This is a genomic window from Pseudomonas allokribbensis, assembly GCF_014863605.1.
Taxonomy (GTDB): Bacteria; Pseudomonadota; Gammaproteobacteria; order Pseudomonadales; family Pseudomonadaceae; genus Aquipseudomonas; species Aquipseudomonas allokribbensis.
In genome coordinates, this window is the sequence record NZ_CP062252.1 from 1,559,284 (window position 1) to 1,585,926 (window position 26,643).

A 26,643-nucleotide genomic window follows, 5' to 3' on the forward strand; every position below is an offset into this window, starting at 1 on the left:
CCCACTAGTATATAGAGGGGTGGGGCGGCACAATAGCCGGGCCGATATGGCATTGTGAAACTACCGTGACGGAAAAATACGGAAGCTTTGTCGGATGTTTTTTTCGCCGGTTTTGGGAAAAAGCGACTGTATCGCAGATGAAACATGCTTTTTCCGCTCACGGTTGCCCAATGTCGGCGTGGCGCGTCTATAAATATTTGGAACTTTTGCCAGAGGGCCAAGATCAATAGACAGTTGCCCGAAACAAGGGACAGTGTCGGCTTCAATGCGGAACCTGCGGTTGGGTTCTAGCCGGCGAGCCGATTAAAAGATTATTCGCGCAGCCGGTTTATCCCGCGCTGCGTTTTTCGTGCGTGCCAAATCAGAGCCCGCAGGAAACTTGCTTGGAGGGGGAGAACTTTTGCGAAAAGCCCGAGTCTATGTTTGCAAGTCCGGTCGTTTAGTCATGCAAGCTTCCTCCGAGTTTATCGAGGAGTGTTCATGCTAACCCAGGAAGAGGATCAGCAGCTGGTCGAGCGCGTTCAGCGCGGTGACAAGCGAGCTTTCGATCTGCTCGTGTTGAAGTATCAACACAAAATTCTCGGGTTGATCGTGCGTTTCGTGCACGACACCCATGAAGCCCAGGATGTTGCTCAAGAAGCCTTTATCAAGGCTTACCGGGCACTAGGAAATTTCCGCGGAGACAGTGCGTTTTATACGTGGCTTTACCGCATCGCCATCAACACGGCGAAAAACTATCTGGTTTCACGCGGCCGCCGGCCGCCGGATAGCGATGTCAGTTCTGAAGATGCAGAGTTCTATGACGGCGATCACGGCCTGAAGGATCTCGAATCTCCTGAACGCGCATTGCTGCGGGATGAGATCGAAGGCACCGTCCATCGAACCATTCAGCAACTGCCAGAGGATTTGCGCACGGCTTTAACTTTGCGCGAATTCGACGGTCTGAGTTACGAGGACATCGCGAGCGTCATGCAATGTCCGGTTGGTACCGTGCGCTCCCGGATTTTCCGCGCCCGGGAGGCCATCGATAAAGCCCTGCAGCCGTTGTTGCAGGAAAACTAAAGACAGCGGCGACAGCCAAGAGAGGAACGCCATGAGTCGTGAAGCCCTGCAGGAATCGCTGTCCGCAGTGATGGATAACGAAGCGGACGAACTGGAATTGCGTCGGGTGCTCAATGCACTGGACGATGTTGAAACCCGTGAAACCTGGGCTCGTTATCAGATCGCTCGGGCAGCCATGCACAAGGATCTGCTGCTTCCACGGCTGGATCTCGCTGCGGCAGTGTCTGCTGCGCTGGAAGACGAAGCCACTCCAGCCAAAGTGTCCCGCGGTCCATGGCGCAGCCTGGGTCGTCTGGCCGTTGCAGCCTCGGTGACCGTTGCCGTTCTGGCGGGTGTTCGTCTGTATAACCACGACGAAATTGCCGGTGTTGAACTGGCGCAGCAATCCAATCAGCCTGCATTGGCCGTTCCTCAAGTCAAAGGCCCGGCTGTATTGGCAGGCTACAATGAGAGTTCGGAAGCCACCGGCCCTATGGCCAATGGTGTGCTGCAAGGCCAGCCAGGCTGGCACGATCAGCGTCTACCAGGTTACCTGCGCCAACACGCTCAACAAGCTGCGCTGAAAGGTACTGAAAGCGCATTGCCTTACGCGCGTGCAGCAAGCCTGGAAAACCGTTAAGGAGGATCATGCGCGCCATACCTCTACTTTCGCTTCTGCTCAGTGGCTGGTTCATCGTTCCAGCCCACGCCGACGAGGCCCAGGACTGGCTGACCCGTCTGGGCCAGGCCGAGCAGCAGCAAAGCTTTCACGGCACATTCGTTTACGAGCGTAACGGTAGTTTCTCTACCCATAACATCTGGCATCGTGTCCAGAATGGTCAGGTCCGCGAGCGTTTGCTTCAGCTCGACGGCTCGGCTCAGGAAGTCGTGCGCGTTGATGGGCATACTCAATGCGTCAGCGGCACCCTGATTGCGGGACTGGGGGACTCTCCCAACTCTGCCGCTCGTCCTCTTGATCCTCAAAAGCTGAAGAATTGGTATGACCTTGCCGTCATCGGCAAGTCGCGTGTGGCCGGGCGTGAGGCGGTGATCGTGTCGCTGACGCCGCGCGATCAGCATCGCTATGGATTCGAGCTGCATCTGGACAAGGAAACGGGGTTGCCGCTCAAGTCGTTGCTGCTCAACGACAACGGGCAGTTGCTTGAAAGGTTCCAGTTCACTCGACTGGAGACCTCTGAGGTTCCGTCCGACAAGGATCTCCAGGCCGATTCCGATTGCAAGCCTGTGAACCTTGAAGGCGACAAGGCTTCTGCCGTCAAGACCGCTCAGGTCTGGCGCTCTGACTGGCTGCCTCCTGGCTTTGAACTCACCAGCAGTTCTTCGCACAAGGATCCCGAGACCAAGACGCAGGTCAACAGCCTGCTGTATGACGATGGTCTGGCGCGTTTCTCTGTATTCCTCGAGCCGTTGAACGGTGCAACTGTCACCGATACCCGGACTCAGTTGGGCCCTACCGTTGCCGTATCCCGTCGCTTGACCACGCCTCAAGGTGAAGTGATGGTGACGGTTGTCGGCGAGATTCCAATCGGCACCGCTGAGCGGATTGCCTTGTCGATACGCAATGATGGCGCTGCAACCAGCAAGCAGTGAGCTGATTCCAGCTGTTTCCACCTCGTTTTCGAGACGTGAAATGTTTGCTGAGCATTTTCATTTGCAAATAATCCGAAAATTTTTTATAGGTCAGAGCCTCACGGCTCTGGCCTTGTTTTGTTGTTCCCGGAACAAAAATGCCGGCCTGTAGTTCCCGGTGTTCCTTGCTCCATATCGCTTAACCCTGCTCGTCGTAACGGGAGCTGTATGTCGATACCAAGCTTGAAGTCTTATCTCTCCATCGTCGCCACCGTGCTGGTGCTCGGTCAGGCTGTTCCTGCAGCCCAGGCGGCTGAAGCGGCCAGCCCGGCCAACCTGCCGGATTTCACCCAGTTGGTCGAACAGGCCTCGCCTGCGGTGGTGAACATCAGTACCACGCAAAAGCTGCCGGATCGCAAAGTGAACCAGCAGATGCCGGACCTGGAAGGCTTGCCGCCGATGCTGCGCGAGTTCTTCGAGCGCGGGATGCCGCCACAACAACGTTCTCCGCGTGGTGATCGCCAGCGTGAGGCGCAATCGTTGGGTTCGGGCTTCATCATCTCGCCGGATGGCTACATCCTGACCAACAACCACGTGATTGCCGACGCTGACGAAATCCTCGTTCGTCTGGCGGATCGCAGTGAAATGAAAGCCAAGCTGATCGGCACCGACCCACGCTCCGACGTGGCCCTGCTGAAAATCGAAGGCAAGGATCTGCCAGTACTCAAACTCGGCAAATCCCAGGATCTGAAAGCAGGCCAGTGGGTCGTGGCGATCGGCTCGCCGTTCGGCTTCGATCACACGGTGACCCAGGGCATCGTCAGCGCCGTTGGTCGCAGCCTGCCAAACGAAAACTATGTGCCGTTCATTCAGACCGACGTGCCGATCAACCCGGGCAACTCCGGTGGTCCGCTGTTCAACCTGAACGGTGAAGTGGTGGGGATCAACTCGCAGATCTACACCCGTTCCGGTGGCTTCATGGGCGTTTCGTTCGCCATTCCGATCGACGTTGCCATGGACGTATCCAACCAGCTGAAAAGCGGTGGCAAGGTCAGCCGTGGCTGGCTGGGTGTGGTCATTCAGGAAGTGAACAAGGATCTGGCCGAGTCGTTCGGTCTGGAAAAACCGGCCGGTGCGCTGGTGGCGCAGATCCAGGATGACGGTCCGGCAGCCAAGGGCGGCCTGCAAGTAGGTGACGTGATCCTGAGCATGAACGGTCAGCCGATCGTCATGTCCGCTGACCTTCCTCATCTGGTCGGCGCGCTGAAGGCTGGTGCCAAGGCCAATCTGGAAGTGATTCGTGAAGGCAAGCGCAAGAATGTCGAGCTGACGGTCGGCGCGATTCCTGACGAAGACAAGGAGCTGGATGCCCTGCCGAAGTCCGGTGTCGAGACCAACAGCAATCGTCTGGGTGTTTCGGTCGCTGAGCTGTCTGCCGAGCAGAAGAAAACCTACGACCTCAAGGGCGGTGTGGTGATCAAGGAAGTGCAGGACGGTCCTGCCGCCCTGATCGGCTTGCAGCCAGGCGATATCATCACTCACCTGAACAACCAGGCCATTGGTTCGGCCAAGGAGTTCTCCGAGATCGCCAAGGCACTGCCGAAGAATCGCTCCGTGTCGATGCGGGTTCTGCGTCAGGGTCGTGCCAGCTTCATCACGTTCAAGCTGGCTGAATGATTCAATAGCGGTTGAGTAAAAGAAAACCGCCTCGAAAGAGGCGGTTTTTTTGTGTCCGGCGTTTTTCCTGGATCAGGCTTATCCCATCATGTCCTTGATCATGCGTTCCTGCTCCATCAGCTCGCGCTGACGAGCATCGATACGCGATGACAACGGGAAGTTGCTGCCAGCCTTGCGTTTGGCGAAGTCCAGTTGCTGGATGGCCTGACGATAATCCCCAACCAGCGCGAAGTACTCGGCGCGAGCTTGATGCAGGCCGATGATATTGCCTGACAGACCGCGCGTTTCAGCCACCTGATACCAGACGTCCGGATCGTCCGGGCGCGATTTCAACAGGCCTTCCAGGGCTTTTTCCGCATCGGCGGTGCGATTCTGTTTCAGTAACAGATCGACTCGCACCTGATTCAACGGGTAGTTGCCCGGATACTGCGTCAGCATGCGGTCGACCCGCGACTGCGCCTCCGCCAGGCGATTGTTGGTGATATCCAGATCGACCTGCGCGAGGTTGAAGATGATCTCGTTTGGCGATCTCTCCAGCAGTTGCTTGAGATTCTCCCGCGCCTCATTCAACTGGCCACCCTTGATCTGGGCGATCGCCAGGCCGTAACGGGCCACGTCGTTTTTCGGGTTCTCATCCAGCTGTGCACGGAAACGCTTGGCGCCAAGGCCTGGGGTTTCCTCGTAGATCAGTTGCACCCGCGCGCGAATCAGTTGATAGCGCACGCTGTCTTCGATCCCGCCGGGTTTGGCCTGCTCGGCACGGTTGCGGGTGTCGGCGATCCGCGATTCGGTCACCGGGTGAGTCAGCAGGAATTCCGGCGGCTTGGCGTCGTAGCGGTACTGGCGCATCAGGCGTTCGAACATGGTCGGCATGGAACGCGGGTCGTAACCGGCCTTTTCCAGGTTGAGGATGCCGATGCGGTCGGCTTCCTGTTCGTTCTGGCGCGAGAAGGTCCGTTGCGACTGGATCGCTGCGGCCTGGGTGCCCGCGATGGTCGCGATCCCGGCCTCACCGCCACCGGCGGCCGCAATGACGATCCCGGCCAGCAACGCGGCCATCATCGGCACCTGCATCCGCTGGGACGCCTCGACGCCTCGGGCGAAGTGACGTTGGGACAAGTGAGCCAGTTCGTGAGCCAGTACCGAGGCATATTCACCTTCGGTCTGGGCATTGAGGAACAGGCCGCCGTTGACCCCGACAATCCCGCCCGGTGCCGCGAAGGCGTTGAGTTGCGGGCTGTTGATCAGGATGAATTCCAGGCGTCGGTCGTTGACCTGGCTGGTTTCCACCAGTTTATAGACGCTGGACTCGACGTAGTCCTTGAGCTGTGGATCGTTGAGCTGTGAAACCTGGCTGCGCAGCAGCGCCAACCACGCGCGGCCCAGTTGGTATTCCTGTTGTGGCGAGACGATGGCAGAGCTGGCGTCACCGAGTGACGGCAGGTCGTCGGCAAAGCCCGGTGAGGCGAGCAGGCAAGCGAGCGTCAGCAGGGTAGGGCGCAAAAATGTCATGCACAAAGCCTTAGTCGACAAAGACCTTACTGTAGCCGGACACCGGGCTTGCGACCAGATATTCTAGGCAGCCTGACCCTCTGAACCGGAGTAACGCATGACCGACGCTGTAGCCCATGACTGTGAACTGGACGCCAGCGGCCTGAATTGCCCGTTGCCGTTGCTCAAGGCCAAGATGGAACTGAACAAGCTGCCCAGCGGCGCGGTACTCAAGGTGATCGCCACTGACGCCGGCTCGCAACGCGACTTCCGCACCTTTGCCCGGTTGGCCGGTCATACGCTGCTGCGTGAAGAAGACGAGGCGGGCGTCTACCGTTACTGGTTGAAAAAAGCCTGAAACCGACAGCGTAAAAGACCTAAGGATTATTGATGTTCAAAGTGTTACGCGACTGGATTCAGCGCTACTTTTCCGATGAGGAAGCCGTGGTGCTGGCGGTGTTGTTGTTTCTCGCCTTCACCGCCGTGCTTACCCTTGGCGGAATGCTCGCGCCCGTGCTGGCGGGGATGGTGCTGGCGTACCTGATGCAGGGGCTGGTGGTTACCCTGGAGCGTCTGCGCATGCCTGGTGGCGCAGCGGTGGGGCTGGTGTTTGCGCTGTTCATGGGCGTGCTGATGCTGTTCATCGTCGTGGTGTTGCCGCTGCTCTGGCATCAATTGATCACGTTGTTCAACGAGCTACCGGGCATGCTCGCCAAGTGGCAATCGCTGCTGTTGCTGCTGCCGGAGCGCTATCCACATCTGGTGTCCGACGAGCAGGTGCTGCAAGCCATCGAAGCAGCGCGCGGCGAGATCGGTAAATTCGGCCAGTGGGCGCTGACGTTCTCGTTGTCGAGCCTGCCGCTGCTGGTAAACATCATGATCTACCTGGTCCTGGTGCCGATCCTGGTGTTCTTCTTCCTCAAGGATCGGGTAATGATCGGCGAGTGGGTGCGCGGCTATTTGCCACGCGAGCGGGCGCTGATCACCCGGGTTGCCGAGGAAATGAACCGACAGATCGCCAACTACATTCGTGGCAAGGTCATCGAGATCGTGATCTGTGGCGGGGTGACCTACATCGCCTTCGTCGCCCTCGGGCTGAACTACGCGGCGCTGCTGGCGTTGCTGGTGGGCGTGTCGGTGGTGGTGCCGTATGTCGGGGCGGTGGTGGTGACTGTGCCGGTGATGCTGATTGCACTGTTCCAGTGGGGCTGGAGTGATCAGTTCATCTATCTGATGGCGGTCTACGGGATCATCCAGACGCTGGACGGCAACGTGCTGGTGCCGTTGCTGTTTTCCGAAGCGGTCAATCTGCACCCGGTGGCGATCATCTGCGCGGTGCTGTTGTTCGGCGGGTTGTGGGGCTTCTGGGGCGTGTTCTTCGCGATTCCGCTGGCGACGCTGTTCAAGGCTGTGCTTGATGCGTGGCCGCGCAAGGAGCCGGTGGTGGCGCCGCTACTCTGAAAGCGATTCGGCGCCCGCAAGGGCGCCGAAAGGATCAGGCCTTGTTCAGCGCCTGAGCAGCAGCCAAAACTGCATCAACGTGGCCTGGCACCTTCACGCCGCGCCATTCCTGGCGCAGTACGCCATTCTTGTCGATCAGGAACGTGCTGCGATCCACGCCCATATATTCCTTGCCGTAGAGTTTTTTCAGCTTGATCACATCGAACAGCTGGCAGACGGCTTCGTCCTTGTCGCTGATCAGCTCGAACGGAAACTCCTGCTTGCACTTGAAGTTCTCGTGGGACTTCAGGCTGTCGCGGGAGATGCCGAAGATTTCCGTGTTGGCAGCCTTGAACGCCGCGTACTGATCACGAAAGCCCTGACCTTCAGTGGTGCAGCCCGGGGTGCTGTCCTTCGGGTAGAAGTAGATCACCACTTGCTTGCCCTTGAGGGCCGAAAGGCTGACGGTCTGCCCGCTGGTGGCGGGCGCTTCGAAATCGGCAACCGGTTGATCGATAGCTACGGCCATGAAAGCTTCCTTACATTGGGTTCTGTGGGCGCCACGGTTCGATCAGTGCGTCCAGGTTCATGGCGTCGGCGAAGTCCAGGAACTGGTCGCGCAGCCAACTGATCTGAGTGCCGGCCGGCAGGGTCACGGTGAACGTGGCGTTGAGCATGGTGCCGCCGGTCTGCGGAGCCTGATAGGTATCGCAGGTCAGGTTTTCCAGCTCGACGTTGTGATCCATGAAGAACTGGCACAGCTCGTTGATGATGTCCGGGCGATAGGCCGAGGACACGTAAGCCACGTACGGCAGGGCCTGAGGACGGTTTTCCAGGGCGGCACTGCGCACGACATTTACGGTGAAAGCATGCTTCTTGGCCAGGCCCGGCAGGCTGCCTTCCAGGCGCGCCAGGGCGTCCCAGCTGCCGGAGATCTCGAGGATCAGCGCGCTGCACTCGCCGTGACGGGTCAGGCGGGAGGTGACGACCGCGCAGCGGTTTTCATGGCTGGCGCGGCACAGGACGTTGGTCAGCTCCATGGGATTGGCGCCGAGGGCACTGACGACAAGGAATTGTTCGCGAACTGTGGGGGTGGACATGCAGCATTCCTAAAGCGATGAGCGGTCGGTAGGGTGAGGGCGTTGAGTGCCGGGACATACCTGTCCGGAAGGCCCGATTCGTATATCGCTACGGCTCCAATAATAAGGAAGCGTAAGGCGGCGACACTGGAACGGGGCCTGGGAGGCCGAAACGGGGGGCTGGAACCCGGCGTACAAGCTGATCAGTACCGATCAAAGTCTGAAGGGTAGCGAAAAGCGGCGCCAAGGGGAATGGCGGCGCAGTACTTCGCTTGTGCAAGCATCTTGGCGCCAGTACCATTACCGCTCTCTTTTTCCGGCAGGAGCGGTTTCATGATTGCGGGCAGTATGGTGGCACTGGTCACACCCATGGATGCACAAGGGCGTCTTGACTGGGACAGCCTCAGCAAACTCGTGGACTTCCATCTCAAGAACGGCACCCATGCCATTGTCGCGGTCGGTACAACCGGCGAGTCGGCAACCCTTGATGTAGAAGAACACATTGCCGTCATCAAAGCCGTGGTCAAACAGGTGGCTGGTCGCATTCCGGTCATCGCCGGTACCGGCGCCAACTCGACCCGCGAAGCCGTCGAGCTGACCCGCAATGCCAAGGCGGCCGGCGCCGATGCCTGCCTGCTGGTCGTTCCGTACTACAACAAGCCGACCCAGGAAGGCCTGTACCAGCACTTCAAGCACATCGCCGAAGCGGTCGACATTCCGCAGATCCTCTACAACGTTCCTGGCCGCACTTCCTGCGACATGCAGGCCGAGACCGTGATCCGTCTGTCCACCGTGCCGAACATCATCGGTATCAAGGAAGCCACTGGCGACCTGAAGCGTGCCAAGGCAATCCTCGACGGCGTGAGCAAAGACTTCATCGTGCTGTCCGGCGATGATCCGACCGCCGTCGAGCTGATCCTGCTGGGCGGCAAAGGCAACATCTCCGTCACCGCCAACGTCGCCCCGCGCGAAATGGCCGACCTGTGCGAGGCCGCGCTCAAGGGCGACGCCGAGACCGCACGGGCCATCAACGAAAAACTGATGCCGCTGCACAAGGACCTGTTCATCGAAGCCAACCCGATTCCGGTGAAGTGGGCTTTGGTCGAAATGGGCCTGATGCACGAAGGCATCCGCCTGCCGCTGACCTGGCTGAGCGCTCCTTGTCATGAAACGTTGCGCTCGGCCCTGCGCCAGTGCAGCGTCCTGGTTTAATTGAGGAAGTACAACGCATGAAGCGAATGGCCGGACTTTCCGCACTTGCCTTGATTATCTCCAGCACCAGTGGCTGCGGATGGATCTGGGGCCCGGAAGGTTATTTCCGTGACCGTGGTAGCGACTACCTGGAAGCGAAACAGACTGCACCGATGCAATTGCCACCGGATGTCAGCACCTCCAAGCGCCTGGATCCGCTGCTGCCGATCCCGCGTAACGTAGCCGACGACACCGCTACCGGCGAATATGTGGTTCCGCGTCCTCAACCGCTGTCGGCGATTGCCGACGCCAGCGATTACTCGCTGCAGAAGAGCGGTGATTCGCGCTGGGTCATGGGCCAGCATCCACCGGCCGAAGTCTGGCCAGTGGCTGTGCAGTTCTTCCAGGACAACGGTTTCCGTCTGGATGAACAGCGTCCGCAAACCGGCGAATTCACTACCACCTGGCAGCATTCCGACGAACTGTCCGCCGCCATGGCCAAGCGCCTGAGCGCCGCCGGCGTCGGTGCCGACAGCGAAACCCGCGTGCGGGTACGCATCGAGCCGGGCGTGCAGCGCAATACCAGTGAAATCTACGTGGTCAGCGCCGAGCGTCCTGCCGGCAGCACCGCCAATGTCGATTTCACCAACCGTTCGGTCAACACTGGCCTGGACGCTGCCTTGGTCGACGACATGCTCGCGAGCATGAGCCGTAACTCCGAGAAGGGCGGTTCGGTGTCGATGCTGGCGTCGCGTGATTTCGATACCCCGAGCCGTGTCAGCCTCAGCGAAGACGGCAGCGGCAACCCGGTATTGAACGTCGGTTCCGATCTGGACCGTGCCTGGTCGAGCGTCGGTCGTGCGTTGGAGCAAGGTCAGTGGCGCGTTGAAGACATCAACCGCAGCCTGGGCCTGTACTACATCAACCTGGCCGAAAAAGCCGAGAAGAAAGACGAGAAGCCTGGTTTCTTCAGCAGCCTGTTCGGCAGTGCGCCGACCAAGGAAGAAGTTGAAGCCCGTGCCGAGCGTTATCAGGTTCGCCTGAGCAAGGTTGGCGACAACGTTCAGGTCACCGTCGAGAAAAACATCAACACCGTTGCCCCGGCCGATGTGGCCCGCAAAGTGTTGAGCGTAATTCAGGACAACCTGGGCTGATCCAATGCGTTTTGCCGTTCTCGGCAGCGGTAGCCAAGGGAACGGCACGCTGATCGCCAGTGCTGATACGTATGTGCTGGTGGATTGTGGTTTTTCCCTGCGGGAAACCGAAAAACGCCTGCTGCGCCTGGGTGTGAACCCGGCGCAACTGAGCGCGATACTCGTAACCCACGAACATGCCGACCACGTGCATGGCGTGGGTTTACTGTCTCGGCGCTACAATCTACCGGTCTACCTCAGTCGCGGCACACTGCGCGGGATGCGCAAACCGATTGAACCCGCAGGCTTCGTGGCCGGCGGCGAGCAGCTGCAGATCGGTGCTCTGGACATCGGGGTCATTGCCGTGGCCCATGATGCACAGGAACCGACTCAATATGTATTCAGCGATGGTGAGCGGCGTTTCGGCCTGTTGACCGACCTGGGTTCATACTGTGAGCGGGTGCTGGACGGTTATCGGGACCTCGATGCGTTGATGATCGAGTCCAATCATTGTCGCGACATGCTGGCTCGTGGTCATTACCCGTACTTTCTCAAGCAACGGGTGGGCGGCGAGCTGGGACATTTGAACAACCATCAGGCGGCATTCCTGGTGGCCGAGTTGGGCTGGCAAGGCCTGCAACACCTGGTCCTGGCCCATCTGAGCAGCAAGAACAACCTGCCGCAGCTGGCCCGGCAATGTTTTGTCGACACCCTCGGGTGCGACCCGGACTGGCTGCAACTGGCCGATCAAGATTCAGGGCTCGACTGGCGCCACATCGCCTAGCCCATCTACTTAGCAAGCGGAGCCCATCATGGAAAAACGTGAAGAACTCTACCGCGGCAAAGCCAAATCGGTTTACAAGACCGACGACGCTGACCGCTTGATCCTGCTGTTTCGCAACGACACTTCGGCGTTCGACGGCAAGCGCATCGAGCAGCTCGACCGCAAAGGCATGGTGAACAACAAGTTCAACGCCTTCATCATGCAGAAACTCGAAGCGGCCGGCATTCCGACCCAGTTCGACAAACTGCTGGCCGACAACGAAGTTCTGGTGAAGAAGCTGGACATGATCCCGGTCGAGTGCGTCGTGCGTAACTACGCCGCCGGCAGCCTGGTCAAGCGTCTGGGCGTTGAAGAAGGCCTGAAGCTCAACCCTTACACCTTCGAACTGTTCCTGAAGGACGACGCCAAGGGCGACCCGTTCATCAACGAATCCCACGTCGTGGCATTCGGCTGGGGCACCGCCGAGCAACTGGCGCGCATGAAAGAACTGTCGCTCAAGGTCAACGAAGTCCTGAGCAAACTGTTCGACGACGCCGGCCTGCTGCTGGTGGACTTCAAGCTTGAATTCGGCGTGTTCAGCGACGGCTCCATCGTCCTGGGCGACGAGTTCAGCCCGGACGGCTGCCGTCTGTGGGACAAGGACACCAAGAAGAAGATGGACAAGGACCGCTTCCGTCAGGGCCTCGGTGACGTCATCGAAGCCTACGAAGAAGTCGCCAACCGTCTGGGCGTACCGCTTTAATCGACGCAAGCATCTGATAGCACGAAGAAATTTTCGAAAGAGGGTTTGCTTTCGGTAAAAGTGTTGTTATGATGCGCGCCGTTGGAGAGATGCCAGAGTGGCCGAATGGGACGGATTCGAAATCCGTTGTACCTTCACCGGTACCTAGGGTTCGAATCCCTATCTCTCCGCCATACATAGAAAAAGCCCCGTAGATGAAAATCTACGGGGCTTTTTTGTTTCTGATCAGTCCACCCTGCACCAATGTACGGAGCGCAATGCTCCAACGTATCCAGGCCGCTCACACTCCGAATTAACTGACTAAACTCCTGCATTCCAGGTCATGGACCACCGGGTCTCCGGCGGTCACCCCCTTCAATGCATGAGGTTCGGTCATGGCAAAGGGAAAGAAGAAAGACTCGCCCAAAGACACCCCCGCGGATCGCCCGAAACTGTCGAGCAAGGACTATCTGGCGGAGTTGCGTCGACTGCACGTTGAGCTCGTCAAGCTGCAGGAATGGGTGAGGGCCGAGGGCATCAAGGTCTGTGTGATTTTCGAAGGGCGTGATGGTGCGGGCAAGGGCGGGACGATCAAGGCGCTTACCGATCGGGTCAGCCCGCGGGTCTTTCGGGTCGTAGCATTACCGGCCCCGAGCGAGCGTGAGAAGAGCCAGATGTATCTGCAGCGTTACCTGCCTTATCTGCCAGCGGCCGGTGAGGTGGTGATCTTCGATCGCAGTTGGTACAACCGCGCCGGCGTGGAGCGGGTGATGGGGTTTTGCACCGAGAATCAGGTCGAAAAGTTTCTCAAGACGGTGCCCCTGGTGGAGCATGCCATCGTCGATTCCGGGGTGATTCTGCTCAAGTACTGGTTGAATGTCAGTCAGGAGGAACAGACGCGCCGGCTGGAGGAGCGTATCAAGGACGGTCGAAAGATCTGGAAACTGTCGCCCATGGATCTCAAGTCGTACAGCCGCTGGTATGACTATTCGCGGGCGCGTGACGACATGATCAAGGCGACCGATACCGAATATGCACCCTGGCTGGTGGCCGATTCGAACGACAAGCGGCGAGCGCGCCTGAACATCATCTCCGATCTCCTCAGCCGCATTCCGTACAAGAATGTTTCGCGCGAGAAGGTTGAGTTACCCAAGCGGCAGAAGCCCGGGGGCTACAAGGAATCGGATTATCCCTTCCGGCACATCCCCGAGAAATTCTGAAGACGGGTGTTCGCGTCAGTCTCGGAAAAGCCCCGTAGATGAAAGTCCGCGGGGCTTTTTCGTTTCGGCAGGGTGTCAGCCAGCCCTCAAATCTCCTTGACCGGCGTATCCCCCTGCACACCCTTGATCAATTCGATCACGTGCAGACAATCCGCCTTGTTCACATACGACTCCCCACTGGCAACCGTCTCATGGTTTCCCGCCCGCAGGCGCCAGCGCCATTGGCCCTTGCCGGTGCTCGGGGTGCCCTTGGATTGCCTGTAAATCTCGAAATACATTCAGTTCGCTCCATGCGATGGGATATTGCGACAACCTGTTTGGCGCATGGTCGCAAGCCTAGCGGAGCCTTGTCATTTGGCTATCGAGGATGTGTTTCCAATCGTTGGCTAATGTTTCTGCGACACGCGGGGCAGAGCGTCGGGATCGGCCTTCTGATTGGCGAGTACGTCCTTTTTTCACCCTTGCATGACCTTCAGTGGTGCTGCTTAATACGGTGCGGCTCATGGCGTCGAATTTCGTTCGGCGACCGACAAACACTATAAGAAAGAGCAGTCCATTGACCCACTCGCATGGAACGCAACACGCGGGGCCGGTGACGTTGTCGCTGGTGGTTCCCGTATTCAATGAAGAGGACAGCCTCGACGGCTTTCTCCTGCGCATTCGTCAGGTGTTCGAGCGTGAGGCGCAGATCAGCCTTGAACTGGTGTTCGTCAACGACGGCAGCACCGATACGACGCTGGAGCGCCTGCTGCGCTGTCAGCAGAGCGATTCGAAAATCCGGATCGTCGATTTGAGCCGCAACTTCGGCAAGGAGGCAGCGCTTTCCGCCGGCTTGCAGATTGCCACCGGGCAGATTGTGGTGCCGATCGATGTCGATCTGCAGGACCCGCCCGAAGTCATTCTGCAGATGATCGAGCGTTGGCGTGAAGGTTACGAAGTGGTGCTTGGTCACCGCATCAGTCGCCGCAATGACTCCTGGGCCAAACAGACGTCCGCCAGTTGGTTCTATCGCCTGCACAACAAGATTGCCGAACAGACATTGCCGGAAAACGTCGGCGATTTTCGGTTGATGGATCGTTGCGTGGTCGACGCTCTGCTGACGCTGCCGGAATCGCGGCGGTTCATGAAAGGTCTGTTTGCCTGGGTCGGGTTTCGCACCACCCAGGTCGAATACGAGCGCCCGGAGCGAGCGGCGGGGCACAGCAAGTTCAATGGCTGGCGGCTGTGGAATTTCGCACTTGAAGGCATCACCAGTTTCAGCACCGAACCCTTGCGGATCTGGACGTACCTGGGGGCGATGGTGTCTCTGGTGTCGTTTGCCTTTGCCATGTTCATTGTCGTGCGCACACTGATCCATGGTGTCGACATGCCCGGTTATGCCTCGCTGATGGTCGCGGTGACCTTTCTCGGCGGCTTGCAACTGATCGGCATCGGCGTGCTGGGTGAGTACCTGGGCCGCACTTATATCGAAGCGAAGCGCCGGCCGGTTTTCCTGGTGCGCCGCATTTACGAATCCAAGGACTGAAGCATGGATCTCAAGGAAACCGACATCCTCGGCGACAGCATCGGCGAGCATTGGTATTACTGTTCCAAAGCAGCGGCGACCCGTCGGTTGCTGGGGGAAGCACCGATCAAGCGAATTCTCGATGTCGGTGCCGGTTCAGGGTTCTTTTCCCATCATTTATTGACCCACACCGCTGCGCGCGAAGCGTGGTGCGTGGACATCAGTTACCCGGCCGACTCCAGCGCCACCACCGCCGGCAAACCGGTGCATTACCGCCGCTCGATCGATACCGTGGACGCCGATCTGGTGTTGCTGATGGATGTACTGGAGCACGTTGACGACGACCTCGGCCTGCTCAAGTCCTACGTCGACAAAGTGCCGTCCGGCAGTCGGTTCCTGATGACTGTGCCGGCGTTCCAGTTCATGTGGAGCGGGCACGATGACTTCCTTGAACACAAACGTCGCTACACCCTCGGGCAGTTCGAAACCCTGGCCCAAAAGGCCGGATTGACGGTCGAGCGGGGCGCCTACTATTTCGGTGCGGTGTTCCCGATTGCCGTTGCGTCGCGCCTGATACCCGGCGGTTCACGCGGTTCGGCGCCACGTTCGCAGCTGAAAAAACATCACCCGCTGGTCAATACGCTGCTGAAAACCCTGTGTCGCCTTGAGCTGCCCTTGATGGGCATGAACCGCCTGGCTGGCCTGAGTGTTTTCGTGCTGGCGCGCAAACCGTGATGGCGACGCAACGGTCCGAACTGATCCAGCGTGGTTTGCGCTTTGCCGTGACGGGGTTGTTTGTCACGGCCCTGCATGCGCTGGTGGCAGTGTTGTTCATCAACTTCGTGAGCCCTCAACCTCCGCTGGCCAATGGCGTGGCATTCGTCGTGGCGACGGTGGTGTCCTACGTGATCAATACCACCTGGAGTTTTTCCGCAAGGTTGCACGGCCGGACCCTGCTGCGCTTCCTGATGGTCTCGGCGGGAGGATTCGTGTTGGCGATGTTCGTGGCCTGGGCTGCCCAGATGGCCGGTCGGCACTATCTGCTGGGAATTGTGGCCGTCTCGTTGACCATTCCGGCATTCACTTTCGTACTACACAATTTCTGGACATATCGATGAAGGATTCGCGAGAGCACCCGGCACTATTTTTACTGCCGCTGCTGTTGGGGGCGCTGGTGTTTTTTCTGGCGATCGGGCCGCAAGCGCTGAATCCGCAAAACATTGCCTGGTTGGAACAGGGGGATCCGGCGACGCATTACCTGGGTTGGGAATTCTTCCGACATTCGCCCTGGACATTTCCAGTCGGGCTCAACCCGTTCTATGGCATGGAGTTGAGCAGTTCGATCATCTTTTCCGACTCCAATCCACTGTTGGCGCTGTTGTTCAAACCCTTCAGTGCGTGGTTGCCGGATACCTTCCAGTATTTCGGGTTGTGGCTACTGGCGTGTTGTGTCCTGCAAGCCTGGTTTGGCTGGAAACTGCTCGGGCTGATCACCGGCAATCCTGTGATTCGTCTGTTGGGAGCCGGGCTGCTGGTGTTCTCGCCGCCGATGTTTCTGCGCATGGGCGGGCACCTTTCTCTGGCGGGGCATTTCCTGATTCTGGCAGCGTTGTATCTGGCGCTGGTGCCAGACCTGCGTCGACGCCATTGGGCCTGGGGCTCGTTGCTGGCGGTGACGTCATGGGTGCACGCGTACTTGCTGGCGATGGTGGCCCTGATCTGGCTGGCGGACTTGCTGGGCAAGGCATTCAGCCGACAATTGACCCGGCGTCAGGCGCTGATTGAAGGTGGATTGCTGTTTGCGCTGGTGAGTGTGTGCTGCTGGCAGGCGGGTTATTTCAGCATTTCCGACGGCGCGGCGTCCGGCGGTTTCGGTTTGTACCGGATGAATTTGCTGTCTCCAGTCGATCCGGCAGGCTGGTCCCGGATCTTGCCCAGTCTGCCCAAGGGTGAGGGCGACTATGAAGGCTTCAACTACATGGGGCTGGGCGTTCTCTTGCTGGTGCCGCTGGCGCTGATTGCCTGGATTGGAAACAGGCAACCCTTGAAGGACGAGTTGCGCGCTCGTCCATGGCTGTTGATGGCCTTGTTCGGGCTATGGCTTTTTGCGCTGTCGAATCAGATCGGAATCGGTGCAACGACCGTCGGCTATCCGCTGCCGAAGATGATCATCGGCCTGGCCAATGTCTTCCGCGCCTCGGGGCGGATGTTCTGGCCGGTGCTGTATGCCCTCATCCTGGCCATGATTTTTCTGGTGGTGCGCGGCTACCGACCGCGCGTTGTGATTTTTTTGCTCGCTACAGCGCTGGTGGTTCAAGTCGCCGACACTCGAGCCGGCTGGCTTGGCCTGAGACAGGGGAAAATGGTTGCGCCATCGGCGGCCTGGAACAGCCCGCTGCGCGATCCGTTCTGGACAAGCGCTGCCGGACGATACGCGAATGTACGCGGCCTGATGCCGCAGAATCAGAATGATCGCTGGCAAATGATTGCCGGATTTGCAGCGGCTCACGGCATGAAGACCGACGCTGTCTATCTTGCGCGAGTGAGTTCTTCAGCACTGGCGCTGGCACAGCAGAAAGCCCGACGCATGCTCGACTCGGGGCAATACGACGCGGATTCGTTGTACATCCTGAGCGACGATGTCCTGGCGGACGCCGCAAAAAGCATCAACAGTGAAACCGATCTGTTGACCCGGGTGGATGGACTGGTGGTCCTTGCGCCGGGGTGGAAGCGCTGCGCGCAGTGTCTGTCGATGCGGGATGAGGGACGGCGGATGTCCGTGATTCCCCTCTCTGGGCCTGGGCAAACGCTGACGTTCAACTACCGGAGTCGACAATTGGCCAACGGCTGGTCGACGGCGGAAAACTGGGGGACGTGGACGGAGGGGCGGCAGGCGAAAATCGAAATGCGGCTGTTGCCGCAAGCGCGTTCGATCGTGCTCGACACATTGGCGTTCATAATGCCAAAGCATCCTTCCCAGCGAGTGATCGTGAGCCTCAACGGCGAGCAGGTGCTGAGCACGAGCTTGACGCAGTTCCAGGGTAATCGCCTGGAAATTCCAATCAGTGCTTCGCTCAGTCAGAGCCTCGCGCACGATGACAGACTCGATATCGAATTGCAGCTGCCGGATGCCATCAGCCCTCAGCAATTGGGGATCAACGATGATTCGCGGGTCATGGGCATGGGCCTGAAGACGTTGACGGTGCAATGACGCACCGTTTTGATGGACGCTGCCCCGGCAGCCTTTCTACACTGCCCACAATCTGGGGACCGGGGGGCAATGGATGAATCGCAATGAACTTCGCAAGGCCGACATCAACCTGATGGTGGTGTTCGAAACCTTGATGCTCGAACGCAACGTGACCCGGGCCGCCGAGAAGCTGTTTCTCGGCCAGCCGACCATCAGTTCGGCGCTCAATCGCCTGCGCACCATGCTCAACGATCCGCTGTTCATCCGCGTCGGCCACCGCATGGAACCGACGGCCCGCGCCGAAGACATCTATCGCCATCTCAAACCCGCGCTGGACTCGTTGTCGGTGGCGTTGAGCCTGACCCGTGATTTCGATCCCGCCGTCAGCACCATGACCTTTCGCATCGGTCTGTCGGATGATGTCGAATTCGGTCTGCTGCCGCCGCTGTTGCGCGCCTTGCGCCAGGAAGCACCGAACGTGGTGTTCGTGGTGCAGCACGTCGATTACTGGCGGATTCCCGATCTGCTGGCCGCTGGCGATATCACCGTCGGCATCAGTCAGACCCGTGGCCTGCCCGCCAATGCCAAGCGCAAACTGCTGCGGCATATCCAGCCGAGCATCCTGCGCGCCGACAAGTCCGACACGCCGCTGACCCTCGATGAATATTGCGCACGCCCCCATGTGCTGGTTTCCCACACGGCCAACGTCAGTGGTTATGCCGATGAGTGGCTGGCGGACATCGGTCGCACCCGTCAGGTGGTGCTGTCGGTGCCGCAGTACAGTTCGTTGCCGGCGCTGCTGGCCGGCACCGACCTGATCGCCAGCCTGCCGGACTACGCCGCCGAAGCCATGGCTGCCTCGGGCCTGCTGTTCAAGGAACCGTTCCCGTTCAAGACCCCGACCCTCGACCTGTCGATGGTCTGGCTCAGCCATGTCGACAGTGACCCGGCCGAACGCTGGCTGCGTTCGCGGCTGGAGCAATTCATGAGCGAGCGACCGCACGCGCCGTTCTGACTTGCCGACCCGTTGTCCGGCTGCTTTGCTGAGTACACCTGAATTCGGCGGAGCCTCCACCCATGAGCATTTCCCGTGGTTTGCTGCGTGGGCGCGGCAGTCTCGACAGTGGCAAGGTCGGCATGGTCGAGCTGTTTTTCGATCTGGTGTTCGTGTTTGCCGTGACTCAACTGTCCCACACGCTGCTCGCGCACCTGTCGATCGAGGGCGCCGTACACGTGGCGCTGCTGATGGTCGCCGTGTGGTGGGTGTGGATCTTCACGTCCTGGATCACCAACTGGCTCGACCCGGAAAAACTGCCGGTGCGCCTCGGGCTGTTCGGCCTGATGATCGCCGGTCTGCTGCTCTCTTCTTCGATCCCCAAGGCGTTCACCGAGCGCGGTCTGATGTTCGCGGCCGCGTTCGTGTTCATGCAGGTCGGGCGCACGCTGTTCGCGATCTGGGCGGTTCGCGGGGAGTCATTGAACATGACCCGCAACTTTCAGCGCATCCTCGCGTGGCTGACGTTGTCCGGGGTGTTCTGGATCGGCGGAGCGTTTGTCGAAGGCGAACAGCGGCTGTTCTGCTGGGCGCTGGCACTGCTGATCGAACTGATTTCGCCGTCGCTGTATTTCTGGGTGCCGGGACTGGGCCGATCGTCTTTGAGTGACTGGAACGTCGAAGGCAATCACATGGCCGAGCGTTGCGCGCTGTTCGTGATCATTGCCTTGGGTGAATCGTTGCTGGTGACTGGCGCGACCTTCGCCGAGCTGACCCCGGGCCGCGATGGACTGCTGGCGTTTCTGGTGGCGGTACTGGGCAGCATCGCCATGTGGTGGGTGTACTTCGACAGCGGTGCGGAGCGCGCGCACCACCGTATCGCCCATTCCGCCGACCCCGGGCGACAGGCGCGAATCGCCTACACCTACCTGCATGTGCTGATCGTCGCCGGGGTCATTGTCAGCGCGGTGGCCGATGAACTGGTGCTGGTTCATCCGGATCACGCCAGCGACGCCGGCATCGTCGTGATCGTTGCCGGGCCGTGGTTGTTCCTGCTCGGCAATGCATTGTTCAAGTGGGTCATGGCTGACCGACCGTTTCCACCGTTATCGCATGTGGTTGGGCTGATAGCGCTCATGCTGCTGTTGCCGCTGGCACTGAATCACTGGTTTTCGGCGCTGGCGCTTGGAGCGTTGACCACGGCAGCCGTGGTGCTGGTGGCGATCTGGGAAACCCTGGCGCTGCGTCGGGCGCTACCGGTTCCCGCGTCGGAAAAAGCCGCAGGAGAGTAGGGCGGGGCTGTGTTATATGTACGACCTTTCTGCCGACTGACTGGAGTCTCCCGATGCCACACCTGCACATGGAATACACCGCCAACCTGCCGCAACTGAACGCCGACGTGGCGTTGATCCGGCTCAATAACACCCTGGTGGGTTCCGGTCAGTTCGCGGCGGAGTTCGATATCAAGAGCCGTGCGGTCAAGGTGGAATCCTTCAAGGTCGGTACCGCCATGAGCGAGCGTGCCTTTGTAGCGGTGAGGCTGGCGCTGCTCAGCGGTCGTTCCCCGGAGATCAAGAAGCAACTCTCGCAAAACCTGTTGGCGGTGCTGCAGGACCTGTGCGAATGGCCGGCCGGTGTCGAAGTGCAGTTGAGTGTGGAACTGCTCGACATCGATCGCGAGTCCTACAGCAAAGTCGCCATCGGCGTGTAAGACTCAGGCCGCCTCCAGCTCCGCGCAGGTCTTGATGACCTGCTCGCGCAGCCACAGATTGGCGCTGTCCTGATCGACGCTGTGGCTCCACTGCATGTCGAGAGTGAAACCCGGCAGGCCGTTCGGCGCCTCGCAGTGATTGAACACCGCGTCGTTGGTCAGCAAACGCTGGATCCGCCGGGGCAGGGTAAGGATGAAATCGGTGCCGGTGATCATCTTCAACGCGGCGCTGTAGCTGTTGGAACGGGCGACGATCTGGCGCTTCTGCGCCTGACGCGCGAGCCAGCCATCGACCATGTTGGTGGTGGACGTCCAGGGCGTCGGGAACACATGCCGGCGTTCGGTGAAGGCTTGCAGGCTGAGGCGTGGCTCCAGCGGCGTGGCGCGTTTGTCGAAGACGCAGACCAGGTCATCTTCCAGCAACATCCGGGATTTAAGATCGGTATGGCTGCGATGGAAGTTGGGGCCGAAACAGACCACCAGGTCGAGGCTGCCATCGCGCAGTTCTTCAGCCGGCACGTCGGTTTCGAACTTGTGCATGTTGACCATCACCGGCAGATCGTCGAAGTCGAAACGCTTCAACAGCCGCGGCAGGATCAGTTGTTCGAAGTATTCCGGTGCGCAGATGTTGAACGTCACCGGTTGCGCCATCGGGTCGAAGGTCGGGGCGCCGGCGTGGCACAGGTTGATACTTTCGAGGATCTTCTGCACATGGCCATACATGCTGCTGGCCTTGTAGGTCGGGCGCATGCCGGTGCGGGTGTTGACGAACAATTCGTCTTCGAAACTGGTGCGCAATTTTTTCAGGCAGTAACTGACGGTGGACTGACTGACAAACAGCGCCTCCGACACATCGGTGACGCTGCTTTGCTCATACACGGCGACAAACACCATGAGATCCTGCATGTCGAGCTTTCTAAGCAAGTTACTGTTCAGCATCCGTTCTGTCTCGCTGTGCTCCTTGCGCTGAATCCGCGCAAACGTGTGCGCATGATCGTAACGGAACGATGGTGCCAGGAGAAAGCCCTGTAGGATTTTTCACGGACAGTTGTGGGACAGAAAGTTTTAGGAATACGACGTGCCGAATCAAACCTGGCAAAGATGGCCAGAAGCCTTTAGCTAGAGGGGTGAGTCCCGTGCACAACGCCCGATCAGCGAAAGTGCCGGGCGTAATGCCGAGGGTCGAAGTGCCACACGATCAACAGCATGAGCACCATGATGGCTGTCAGTGACCACCAGGCCCATTCGAAGCTGCCCAGTCGATCGCGGATCATCCCTGCCAGCAGCGGTGAAAGGCCCGCAATCAGATAGCCGATGCCTTGCACGAAGGCGGTCAGACCGCCGGCTCGCTGTGGATTGTCGAGGTGGTCGAGGGAGACGATCAGGCTCATCGGGAACAACCCGCCAATCCCCAGACCCAAGAGGCACGGCCAGAGCAGGCTCAAGTGTTGCGGGCTGAGGATCAAGCCGCAAAAACCGCCAATGATCAGCACCAGCAGGGCGCCCAGCACCCGGCGTCGGTCACGGCTGCGGTTGGCGATAGCGGGAACCACCAGTCCGGAAATCACCTCCATGGCCGTCAGAAAACCCAACAGCAGACCGGCGTTCTGTTCACTCCAGCCGTTTTCCACGTAGTACGGTGCGAGCCATGCCAGCACACAGGTGTAGGACGCCGTCCCCAGGCCGAAGAAGATTGCGAGCAGCCAGGCGCGGGAATGGGTGAAGAAGGTTTCTTTCGTTGCCTTGGTGGCTGTGACAGGCGCTGTGTCGTTGCCTTGCAACAACCAGAACAGCAGCGCGAGCAACGCCAGTACCGCCCAGATCGCCAGACCTGCCCGCCAACTGCCGGTGTCGAGCATCACCCGTGGCGCAAGGGAGGCGGCCAGCGCGGCGCCGCCCATGATCGAGGTGACATACAGACCCATGCACAGCGCCACGTTGTCGGGGAAGCGCGATTTGATCAGGGCTGGCATCAACGCCTGAATCAGCGCGATGCCGATCCCGGCAAGCACGGCGCAGACGATCAGTTGTGCCGCCGAGTCGAGAAACAGCCGCGACAGGGTTGCCAGGCCGATGATCAGCAACGACAGCACCACCGTGCGCCGTTCGCCCAGACGCTGGCTGATGCCGATCCCGAAAAACATCGCCAGTCCCATCGCCATCACCGGCAGCATGGTCAGCAGCGAGGCGAGGCTGAAGCTCAACGGTATGTCGCCGCGAATCGCCGACAGCAAAGGCCCGACGGCGGCCATCGACGGGCGCAGGTTAAGGGCGACAAGGACGATACCGAGCATCAGCCAGATGGCGGGGCGGGCAGTGGCGCGAACGTTTTCCATCTTCAGACCTTTGAATCAGAGGCTGTCGATTAGGCGGGTGTGGTGCGGGGGCCGGCAAATCAGAAAATCCCGAGGGGTATTTAAAAAGTCGATACGTCTCCCGAGCCCTCTGCGCAAGCCAGCGGCGATTTTTTACTGAATCAGGCCTGACGCATTTTCAAGTTTCATGGTTATTTCATGAGCTAACTAATCGTTGGCTTCTTTTTCACAAAATATTGATGGTTTTCTGCGTAGAGTTTTTGTCGCCTTAGTCAATGAAATTTTCACAATTGGCGAAGGCGCTTCTTTTCAGGAAATCGCCTCTTCATCATGTTCAAGTTAAAAGCCGTGCGCCCGGAATGGGTGACGTTGTTTGCCAGCGCCTTTCTTTTGGCCGGATTCAATTTCGTACTCTGGGAACACCTTTTCGAGATCACCGCGGCCGACGGCAAGGGCATCGCCATGCGCATTGCGTTCGGGGTGATGATCTTCGCGGCGTACAACATCGTGCTGACGTTTCTGAGCTTTCGCCCGGTATTGAAACCGGTGTTGACGGTACTGTTTCTGATCAGTGCCGGCGTGGCTTATTTCATGAGCCAATATGGCGTGATGATAGACGCCGGCATGTTTCGCAACTTCGCTGAAACCAATGCCACGGAAGTTCGCGATCTACTGTCGTTGAAGTTGTTCGCTTATATCGTGTTCCTGGGTGTCTTGCCGTCCTGGTTATTGTGGAAGTTGCCCGTCAACTATCGTCGCTGGCACCGAGAGTTATTAAGCAAAGTTGTGGTGTGTGCAGCATCGGTCGCCGTCATTGGCGGTGTGGCACTGGCCAACTATCAGGGCCTGTCCTCGCTGTTTCGTAACCACCATGAATTGCGCCTGATGCTGGTGCCGAGCAATTACATCGGCGCGTCGGCCGGCTATCTGCGTGAACAGGTGGTTTCCGCCCAGCAACCGTTCATCAAGATCGGTGAAGACGCCCAGCGCAACCCTGCATTGCAAAACCGTCCGCGCAAGTCGCTGACCGTGCTGGTGGTGGGCGAAAGTGCCCGGGCAGAGAACTTCGGCATCCTCGGTTACGGACGTGATACGACGCCGAAACTGGACAAGGAAGCCGGTTTGATCGCCTTCACTGACGTGCATTCCTGCGGCACTGAAACGGCCGTGTCGGTGCCGTGCATGTTCTCCAACATGGGCCGCAAGGATTACGACGCCAGCAAGGCGAAGAATCAAGAAGGGCTGCTGGACGTGCTCAAGCGTGCCGGCATCGATGTGATCTGGCGCGACAACCAGTCGGGCTGCAAAGGCACCTGCGATCGCGTCACCCTGCAGGACGTGAGCAATCTGAAAGATCCGGCGTTGTGCGCCAACAGCGAATGCCGCGACGAAATCCTTCTGCAAGGCCTGCAGAGCTTCATCGATCACCTGGACAAGGACACCGTGCTGGTCCTGCACCAGATGGGCAGCCACGGCCCGGAATACTTCAAGCGTTATCCGAAGGAATACGAACACTTCACCCCGGTGTGTGAAAGCAACGCACTGAACAATTGCAGTCGCGACAGCATCGTCAACGGTTACGACAACACGCTGGTGTACACCGACCATGTGCTGTCGAGCCTGATCGATGTCTTGCGCAGCAATCAGGAAAAAGTCGATACCGCCATGCTATATCTCTCCGACCACGGCGAGTCGCTGGGCGAGTACAACCTGTTCCTGCACGGCACGCCTTACATGCTGGCGCCGGAACAACAGAAACATGTGGCGATGCTGGCCTGGTTCTCCGACAGCTATCAGAAGTCCTACTCGGTCGACACCCATTGCCTGCAATTGAGCCGCAACAAGCCATTGAGCCAGGACAACCTGTTCCATTCGATGCTCGGTTTGCTGGAAGTGCAGAGCAAGGTCTATCAGCACGATCTGGACATGTTTGCCGGTTGCCGCGGTGCGGTCATCGACGGGGTTCTGGCCAAGGACTGAGCCTGCGGAATCTTTCTGTAAGACTATTCTTGCTATCCAGCAGGAGATTTCATCAAAGCACTTGCCCTGCGGAGGCGCAGAAAGCGCCGGTGGCGATATATACTGCGCGCCATTCTTGAAGGGAGAGCCGTGTGGCCATCGATATTCACTGGATTCGCGACAACGATAGCCTCGCGCAGTTTTGCGCCGAGTGGCAGCAGCTGCCTTTCGTTGCCCTCGACACCGAATTCATGCGGGTCGACACCTTCTACCCGATTGCCGGCCTGTTGCAGGTCGGCGACGGCAAACGCGCCTATCTGATCGACCCGCTGACCATTGACGCCTGGCAACCGCTGGCGGCGTTGCTGGAAAACCCGGCGGTGCTCAAAGTCCTGCACGCGTGCAGCGAAGACCTCGAAGTCCTGCTGCGCCTGACCGGCAGCCTGCCGGCGCCGCTGTTCGACACGCAACTGGCCGCCGCCTACCTGAACCTCGGGTTCTCGATGGGTTACTCGCGTCTGGTGCAGGAAGTGCTCGGCATCGAACTGCCGAAGGGCGAAACCCGTTCCGACTGGTTGCAGCGTCCGTTGTCCGACACGCAAATCAGCTATGCCGCTGAAGATGCCGTGCATCTGGCGGAGGTTTTCGTACAACTGCGTCCGAAACTGTCCGACGACAAATACGCCTGGGTGCTGGAGGACGGCGCCGAACTGGTCGCCAACCTGCGCCGTGAGACCGATCCGTACGAGGTGTATCGCGAGGCGAAGCTGGCGTGGAAACTGTCCCGCGCCCAACTCGCCGTTCTGCGCGAGCTGTGCGCCTGGCGTGAGCGCGAGGCCCGTGCCCGCAATCTGCCGCGCAACCGCATCGTCCGTGAGCATTCGTTGTGGCCGTTGGCGCGCACGCAACCGGACAACCTCAGCGCGTTGGGCAAGATCGAAGACATGCACCCGCGTACCGTGCGTCAGGACGGCGAGTTTCTGCTTGATCTGATCAAGCGCTCTGGCAGTGTGGGGCCAGATCAATGGCCGCCAGCCGTGCCGGAGCCGCTGCCGATCGAAGCCGCTGCGCTGATCAAACAGCTGCGGGCGCTCGGTCAGGCCGAAGCTGAACGCCTGAGCATCGCGCCGGAACTGATGCTGCGCAAGAAAACCCTCGAAGCGCTGGTCAAAAGCGGCTTCCCCGAGGGGCCTTACCAATTGCCTGATTCGCTGCGTGGCTGGCGCCGCGAATTGATGGGCCAGATGCTGCTCGACAGCCTGGCCACCGCCGGAGAACAGCCTTGAAACGTATTTGCTCGATTTACCAAAGTTCGAAACGCAGCGGCATGTACCTTTACGTGCTCAAGAGCGATGCGCTGGAGCGTGTGCCGGAAGCCTTGATGCTGGCGTTCGGCAAGGCCAGGCACTCCTTCGATCTGGTGCTGACTCCCGAGCGCAAGCTGGCCAGTGAAGACATCGTCGTCGTGCTGGAAAACCTCGACAAGCAGGGTTACCACCTGCAAATGCCGCCGGCCGAGGACGAGTACATCGAACACTTGCCCGAAGAGTTGCTGCGACGCAACGACCCGGTCTGACCTGCGAGGCCCTGTCCTGGGCCTCCT

27 protein-coding genes and 1 tRNA gene are annotated in these 26,643 nt (G+C 59.3%); 22 read left to right on the top strand and 6 right to left on the bottom strand.

Going from position 1 to position 26,643, the window contains the following annotated elements; all coding sequences use genetic code 11:
* Positions 1 to 480 precede the first annotated feature (480 nt).
* From rpoE to IF199_RS07150, 4 genes are all read left to right on the top strand, one after another.
* A complete protein-coding gene (gene rpoE, locus IF199_RS07135) occupies positions 481 to 1,062 on the top strand; it encodes an RNA polymerase sigma factor RpoE/AlgU (protein ID WP_003172477.1) in 582 nt (193 codons plus the stop codon).
* A 31-nt stretch (positions 1,063 to 1,093) separates the two neighbouring features.
* Positions 1,094 to 1,681, top strand: coding sequence for a sigma-E factor negative regulatory protein (locus IF199_RS07140; protein WP_096819414.1), 588 nt, complete (start codon positions 1,094 to 1,096; stop codon positions 1,679 to 1,681).
* 8 nt (positions 1,682 to 1,689) lie between these two features.
* Entirely contained in the window at positions 1,690 to 2,652 is a 963-nt protein-coding gene (locus IF199_RS07145) for a MucB/RseB C-terminal domain-containing protein (RefSeq protein WP_096819413.1), read from the top strand.
* Positions 2,653 to 2,859: 207 nt separating this feature from the next.
* Positions 2,860 to 4,308, top strand: a complete 1,449-nt coding sequence (locus tag IF199_RS07150) for a DegQ family serine endoprotease (RefSeq protein WP_102622210.1) — start codon at positions 2,860 to 2,862, stop codon at positions 4,306 to 4,308.
* Between the two features lie 78 nt (positions 4,309 to 4,386).
* On the opposite strand, the gene IF199_RS07155 is transcribed toward IF199_RS07150, so the two are convergent.
* Positions 4,387 to 5,820 (bottom strand): M48 family metalloprotease, encoded by a 1,434-nt coding sequence (locus IF199_RS07155; RefSeq protein WP_102622211.1) that lies wholly within the window; start codon positions 5,818 to 5,820, stop codon positions 4,387 to 4,389.
* Positions 5,821 to 5,917: 97 nt separating this feature from the next.
* On the opposite strand from IF199_RS07155, the gene IF199_RS07160 reads away from it, so the two are divergent.
* Together IF199_RS07160 and IF199_RS07165 are read left to right on the top strand one after the other, a co-directional pair.
* The gene (locus tag IF199_RS07160) at positions 5,918 to 6,157 is read left to right on the top strand and encodes a sulfurtransferase TusA family protein (RefSeq protein WP_007963279.1); all 240 of its coding nucleotides are present in this window, start codon (positions 5,918 to 5,920) and stop codon (positions 6,155 to 6,157) included.
* Positions 6,158 to 6,189: 32 nt separating this feature from the next.
* On the top strand, positions 6,190 to 7,260 hold the full coding sequence (locus tag IF199_RS07165; RefSeq protein ID WP_096819410.1) for an AI-2E family transporter: 1,071 nt from the start codon (positions 6,190 to 6,192) through the stop codon (positions 7,258 to 7,260).
* Positions 7,261 to 7,294: 34 nt separating this feature from the next.
* Here the strand turns inward: IF199_RS07165 and IF199_RS07170 are convergent, their stop codons facing one another.
* On the bottom strand, positions 7,295 to 7,768 hold the full coding sequence (locus IF199_RS07170) for a peroxiredoxin (protein WP_192560023.1): 474 nt from the start codon (positions 7,766 to 7,768) through the stop codon (positions 7,295 to 7,297).
* Positions 7,769 to 7,778: 10 nt separating this feature from the next.
* Positions 7,779 to 8,339 (bottom strand): glycine cleavage system transcriptional repressor, encoded by a 561-nt coding sequence (locus IF199_RS07175; protein WP_096819408.1) that lies wholly within the window; start codon positions 8,337 to 8,339, stop codon positions 7,779 to 7,781.
* A 312-nt stretch (positions 8,340 to 8,651) separates the two neighbouring features.
* On the opposite strand from IF199_RS07175, the gene dapA reads away from it, so the two are divergent.
* The 6 genes from dapA to ppk2 all read left to right on the top strand — a co-directional run bounded on the left by dapA (position 8,652) and on the right by ppk2 (position 13,367).
* Positions 8,652 to 9,530, top strand: coding sequence for a 4-hydroxy-tetrahydrodipicolinate synthase (dapA, locus tag IF199_RS07180; protein ID WP_096819406.1), 879 nt, complete (start codon positions 8,652 to 8,654; stop codon positions 9,528 to 9,530).
* 17 nt (positions 9,531 to 9,547) lie between these two features.
* Complete coding sequence (gene bamC, locus IF199_RS07185; protein WP_192560024.1) at positions 9,548 to 10,663, top strand: outer membrane protein assembly factor BamC; 1,116 nt, start codon at positions 9,548 to 9,550, stop codon at positions 10,661 to 10,663.
* 4 nt (positions 10,664 to 10,667) lie between these two features.
* The gene (locus IF199_RS07190) at positions 10,668 to 11,426 is read left to right on the top strand and encodes an MBL fold metallo-hydrolase (protein ID WP_096819404.1); all 759 of its coding nucleotides are present in this window, start codon (positions 10,668 to 10,670) and stop codon (positions 11,424 to 11,426) included.
* Positions 11,427 to 11,454: 28 nt separating this feature from the next.
* Positions 11,455 to 12,168 carry a phosphoribosylaminoimidazolesuccinocarboxamide synthase gene (gene purC / locus IF199_RS07195; protein ID WP_025110658.1) on the top strand — a complete coding sequence of 238 codons (714 nt, stop codon included), beginning with the start codon at positions 11,455 to 11,457 and terminating at the stop codon, positions 12,166 to 12,168.
* 83 nt (positions 12,169 to 12,251) lie between these two features.
* Positions 12,252 to 12,341: transfer RNA gene (locus IF199_RS07200), tRNA-Ser, on the top strand.
* Positions 12,342 to 12,542: 201 nt separating this feature from the next.
* Entirely contained in the window at positions 12,543 to 13,367 is an 825-nt protein-coding gene (ppk2, locus tag IF199_RS07205) for a polyphosphate kinase 2 (RefSeq protein ID WP_096819400.1), read from the top strand.
* A gap of 86 nt (positions 13,368 to 13,453) precedes the next feature.
* Here ppk2 and IF199_RS07210 read toward each other — a convergent pair whose 3' ends face one another.
* Entirely contained in the window at positions 13,454 to 13,645 is a 192-nt protein-coding gene (locus IF199_RS07210) for a YegP family protein (protein ID WP_064383113.1), read from the bottom strand.
* Between the two features lie 278 nt (positions 13,646 to 13,923).
* On the opposite strand from IF199_RS07210, the gene IF199_RS07215 reads away from it, so the two are divergent.
* From IF199_RS07215 to IF199_RS07245, 7 genes are all read left to right on the top strand, one after another.
* Entirely contained in the window at positions 13,924 to 14,892 is a 969-nt protein-coding gene (locus tag IF199_RS07215) for a glycosyltransferase family 2 protein (protein ID WP_192560025.1), read from the top strand.
* A 3-nt stretch (positions 14,893 to 14,895) separates the two neighbouring features.
* The gene (locus IF199_RS07220) at positions 14,896 to 15,606 is read left to right on the top strand and encodes a class I SAM-dependent methyltransferase (RefSeq protein WP_192560026.1); all 711 of its coding nucleotides are present in this window, start codon (positions 14,896 to 14,898) and stop codon (positions 15,604 to 15,606) included.
* On the top strand, positions 15,606 to 15,989 hold the full coding sequence (locus IF199_RS07225) for a GtrA family protein (protein WP_244142446.1): 384 nt from the start codon (positions 15,606 to 15,608) through the stop codon (positions 15,987 to 15,989). The genes IF199_RS07220 and IF199_RS07225 overlap by 1 nt, the downstream gene beginning before the upstream one ends.
* Positions 15,986 to 18,082 (top strand): DUF6311 domain-containing protein, encoded by a 2,097-nt coding sequence (locus tag IF199_RS07230; RefSeq protein ID WP_192560028.1) that lies wholly within the window; start codon positions 15,986 to 15,988, stop codon positions 18,080 to 18,082. The genes IF199_RS07225 and IF199_RS07230 overlap by 4 nt, the downstream gene beginning before the upstream one ends.
* 73 nt (positions 18,083 to 18,155) lie before the next feature.
* Positions 18,156 to 19,076 (top strand): LysR family transcriptional regulator, encoded by a 921-nt coding sequence (locus IF199_RS07235; RefSeq protein WP_096819394.1) that lies wholly within the window; start codon positions 18,156 to 18,158, stop codon positions 19,074 to 19,076.
* A gap of 62 nt (positions 19,077 to 19,138) precedes the next feature.
* Positions 19,139 to 20,347, top strand: coding sequence for a low temperature requirement protein A (locus tag IF199_RS07240; protein ID WP_192560029.1), 1,209 nt, complete (start codon positions 19,139 to 19,141; stop codon positions 20,345 to 20,347).
* 53 nt (positions 20,348 to 20,400) lie between these two features.
* Positions 20,401 to 20,766, top strand: a complete 366-nt coding sequence (locus IF199_RS07245) for a 5-carboxymethyl-2-hydroxymuconate Delta-isomerase (RefSeq protein ID WP_096819392.1) — start codon at positions 20,401 to 20,403, stop codon at positions 20,764 to 20,766.
* Positions 20,767 to 20,769: 3 nt separating this feature from the next.
* Here IF199_RS07245 and IF199_RS07250 read toward each other — a convergent pair whose 3' ends face one another.
* Positions 20,770 to 21,705: a LysR family transcriptional regulator gene (locus IF199_RS07250; protein ID WP_096819391.1), complete on the bottom strand. Its 936-nt coding sequence runs from the start codon at positions 21,703 to 21,705 to the stop codon at positions 20,770 to 20,772.
* A 212-nt stretch (positions 21,706 to 21,917) separates the two neighbouring features.
* Positions 21,918 to 23,102: a cyanate transporter gene (locus IF199_RS07255; protein WP_192560030.1), complete on the bottom strand. Its 1,185-nt coding sequence runs from the start codon at positions 23,100 to 23,102 to the stop codon at positions 21,918 to 21,920.
* A 309-nt stretch (positions 23,103 to 23,411) separates the two neighbouring features.
* On the opposite strand from IF199_RS07255, the gene IF199_RS07260 reads away from it, so the two are divergent.
* The 3 genes from IF199_RS07260 (at position 23,412) to IF199_RS07270 (ending at position 26,616) form a co-directional block, all read left to right on the top strand.
* Positions 23,412 to 25,061 (top strand): phosphoethanolamine transferase, encoded by a 1,650-nt coding sequence (locus tag IF199_RS07260; protein ID WP_096819389.1) that lies wholly within the window; start codon positions 23,412 to 23,414, stop codon positions 25,059 to 25,061.
* Positions 25,062 to 25,192: 131 nt separating this feature from the next.
* Positions 25,193 to 26,326, top strand: a complete 1,134-nt coding sequence (gene rnd / locus IF199_RS07265; protein ID WP_096819388.1) for a ribonuclease D — start codon at positions 25,193 to 25,195, stop codon at positions 26,324 to 26,326.
* A complete protein-coding gene (locus tag IF199_RS07270) occupies positions 26,323 to 26,616 on the top strand; it encodes a YcgL domain-containing protein (protein WP_096819387.1) in 294 nt (97 codons plus the stop codon). Before rnd ends, IF199_RS07270 begins: the two co-directional genes overlap by 4 nt.
* The last annotated feature ends 27 nt before the right edge of the window (positions 26,617 to 26,643 follow it).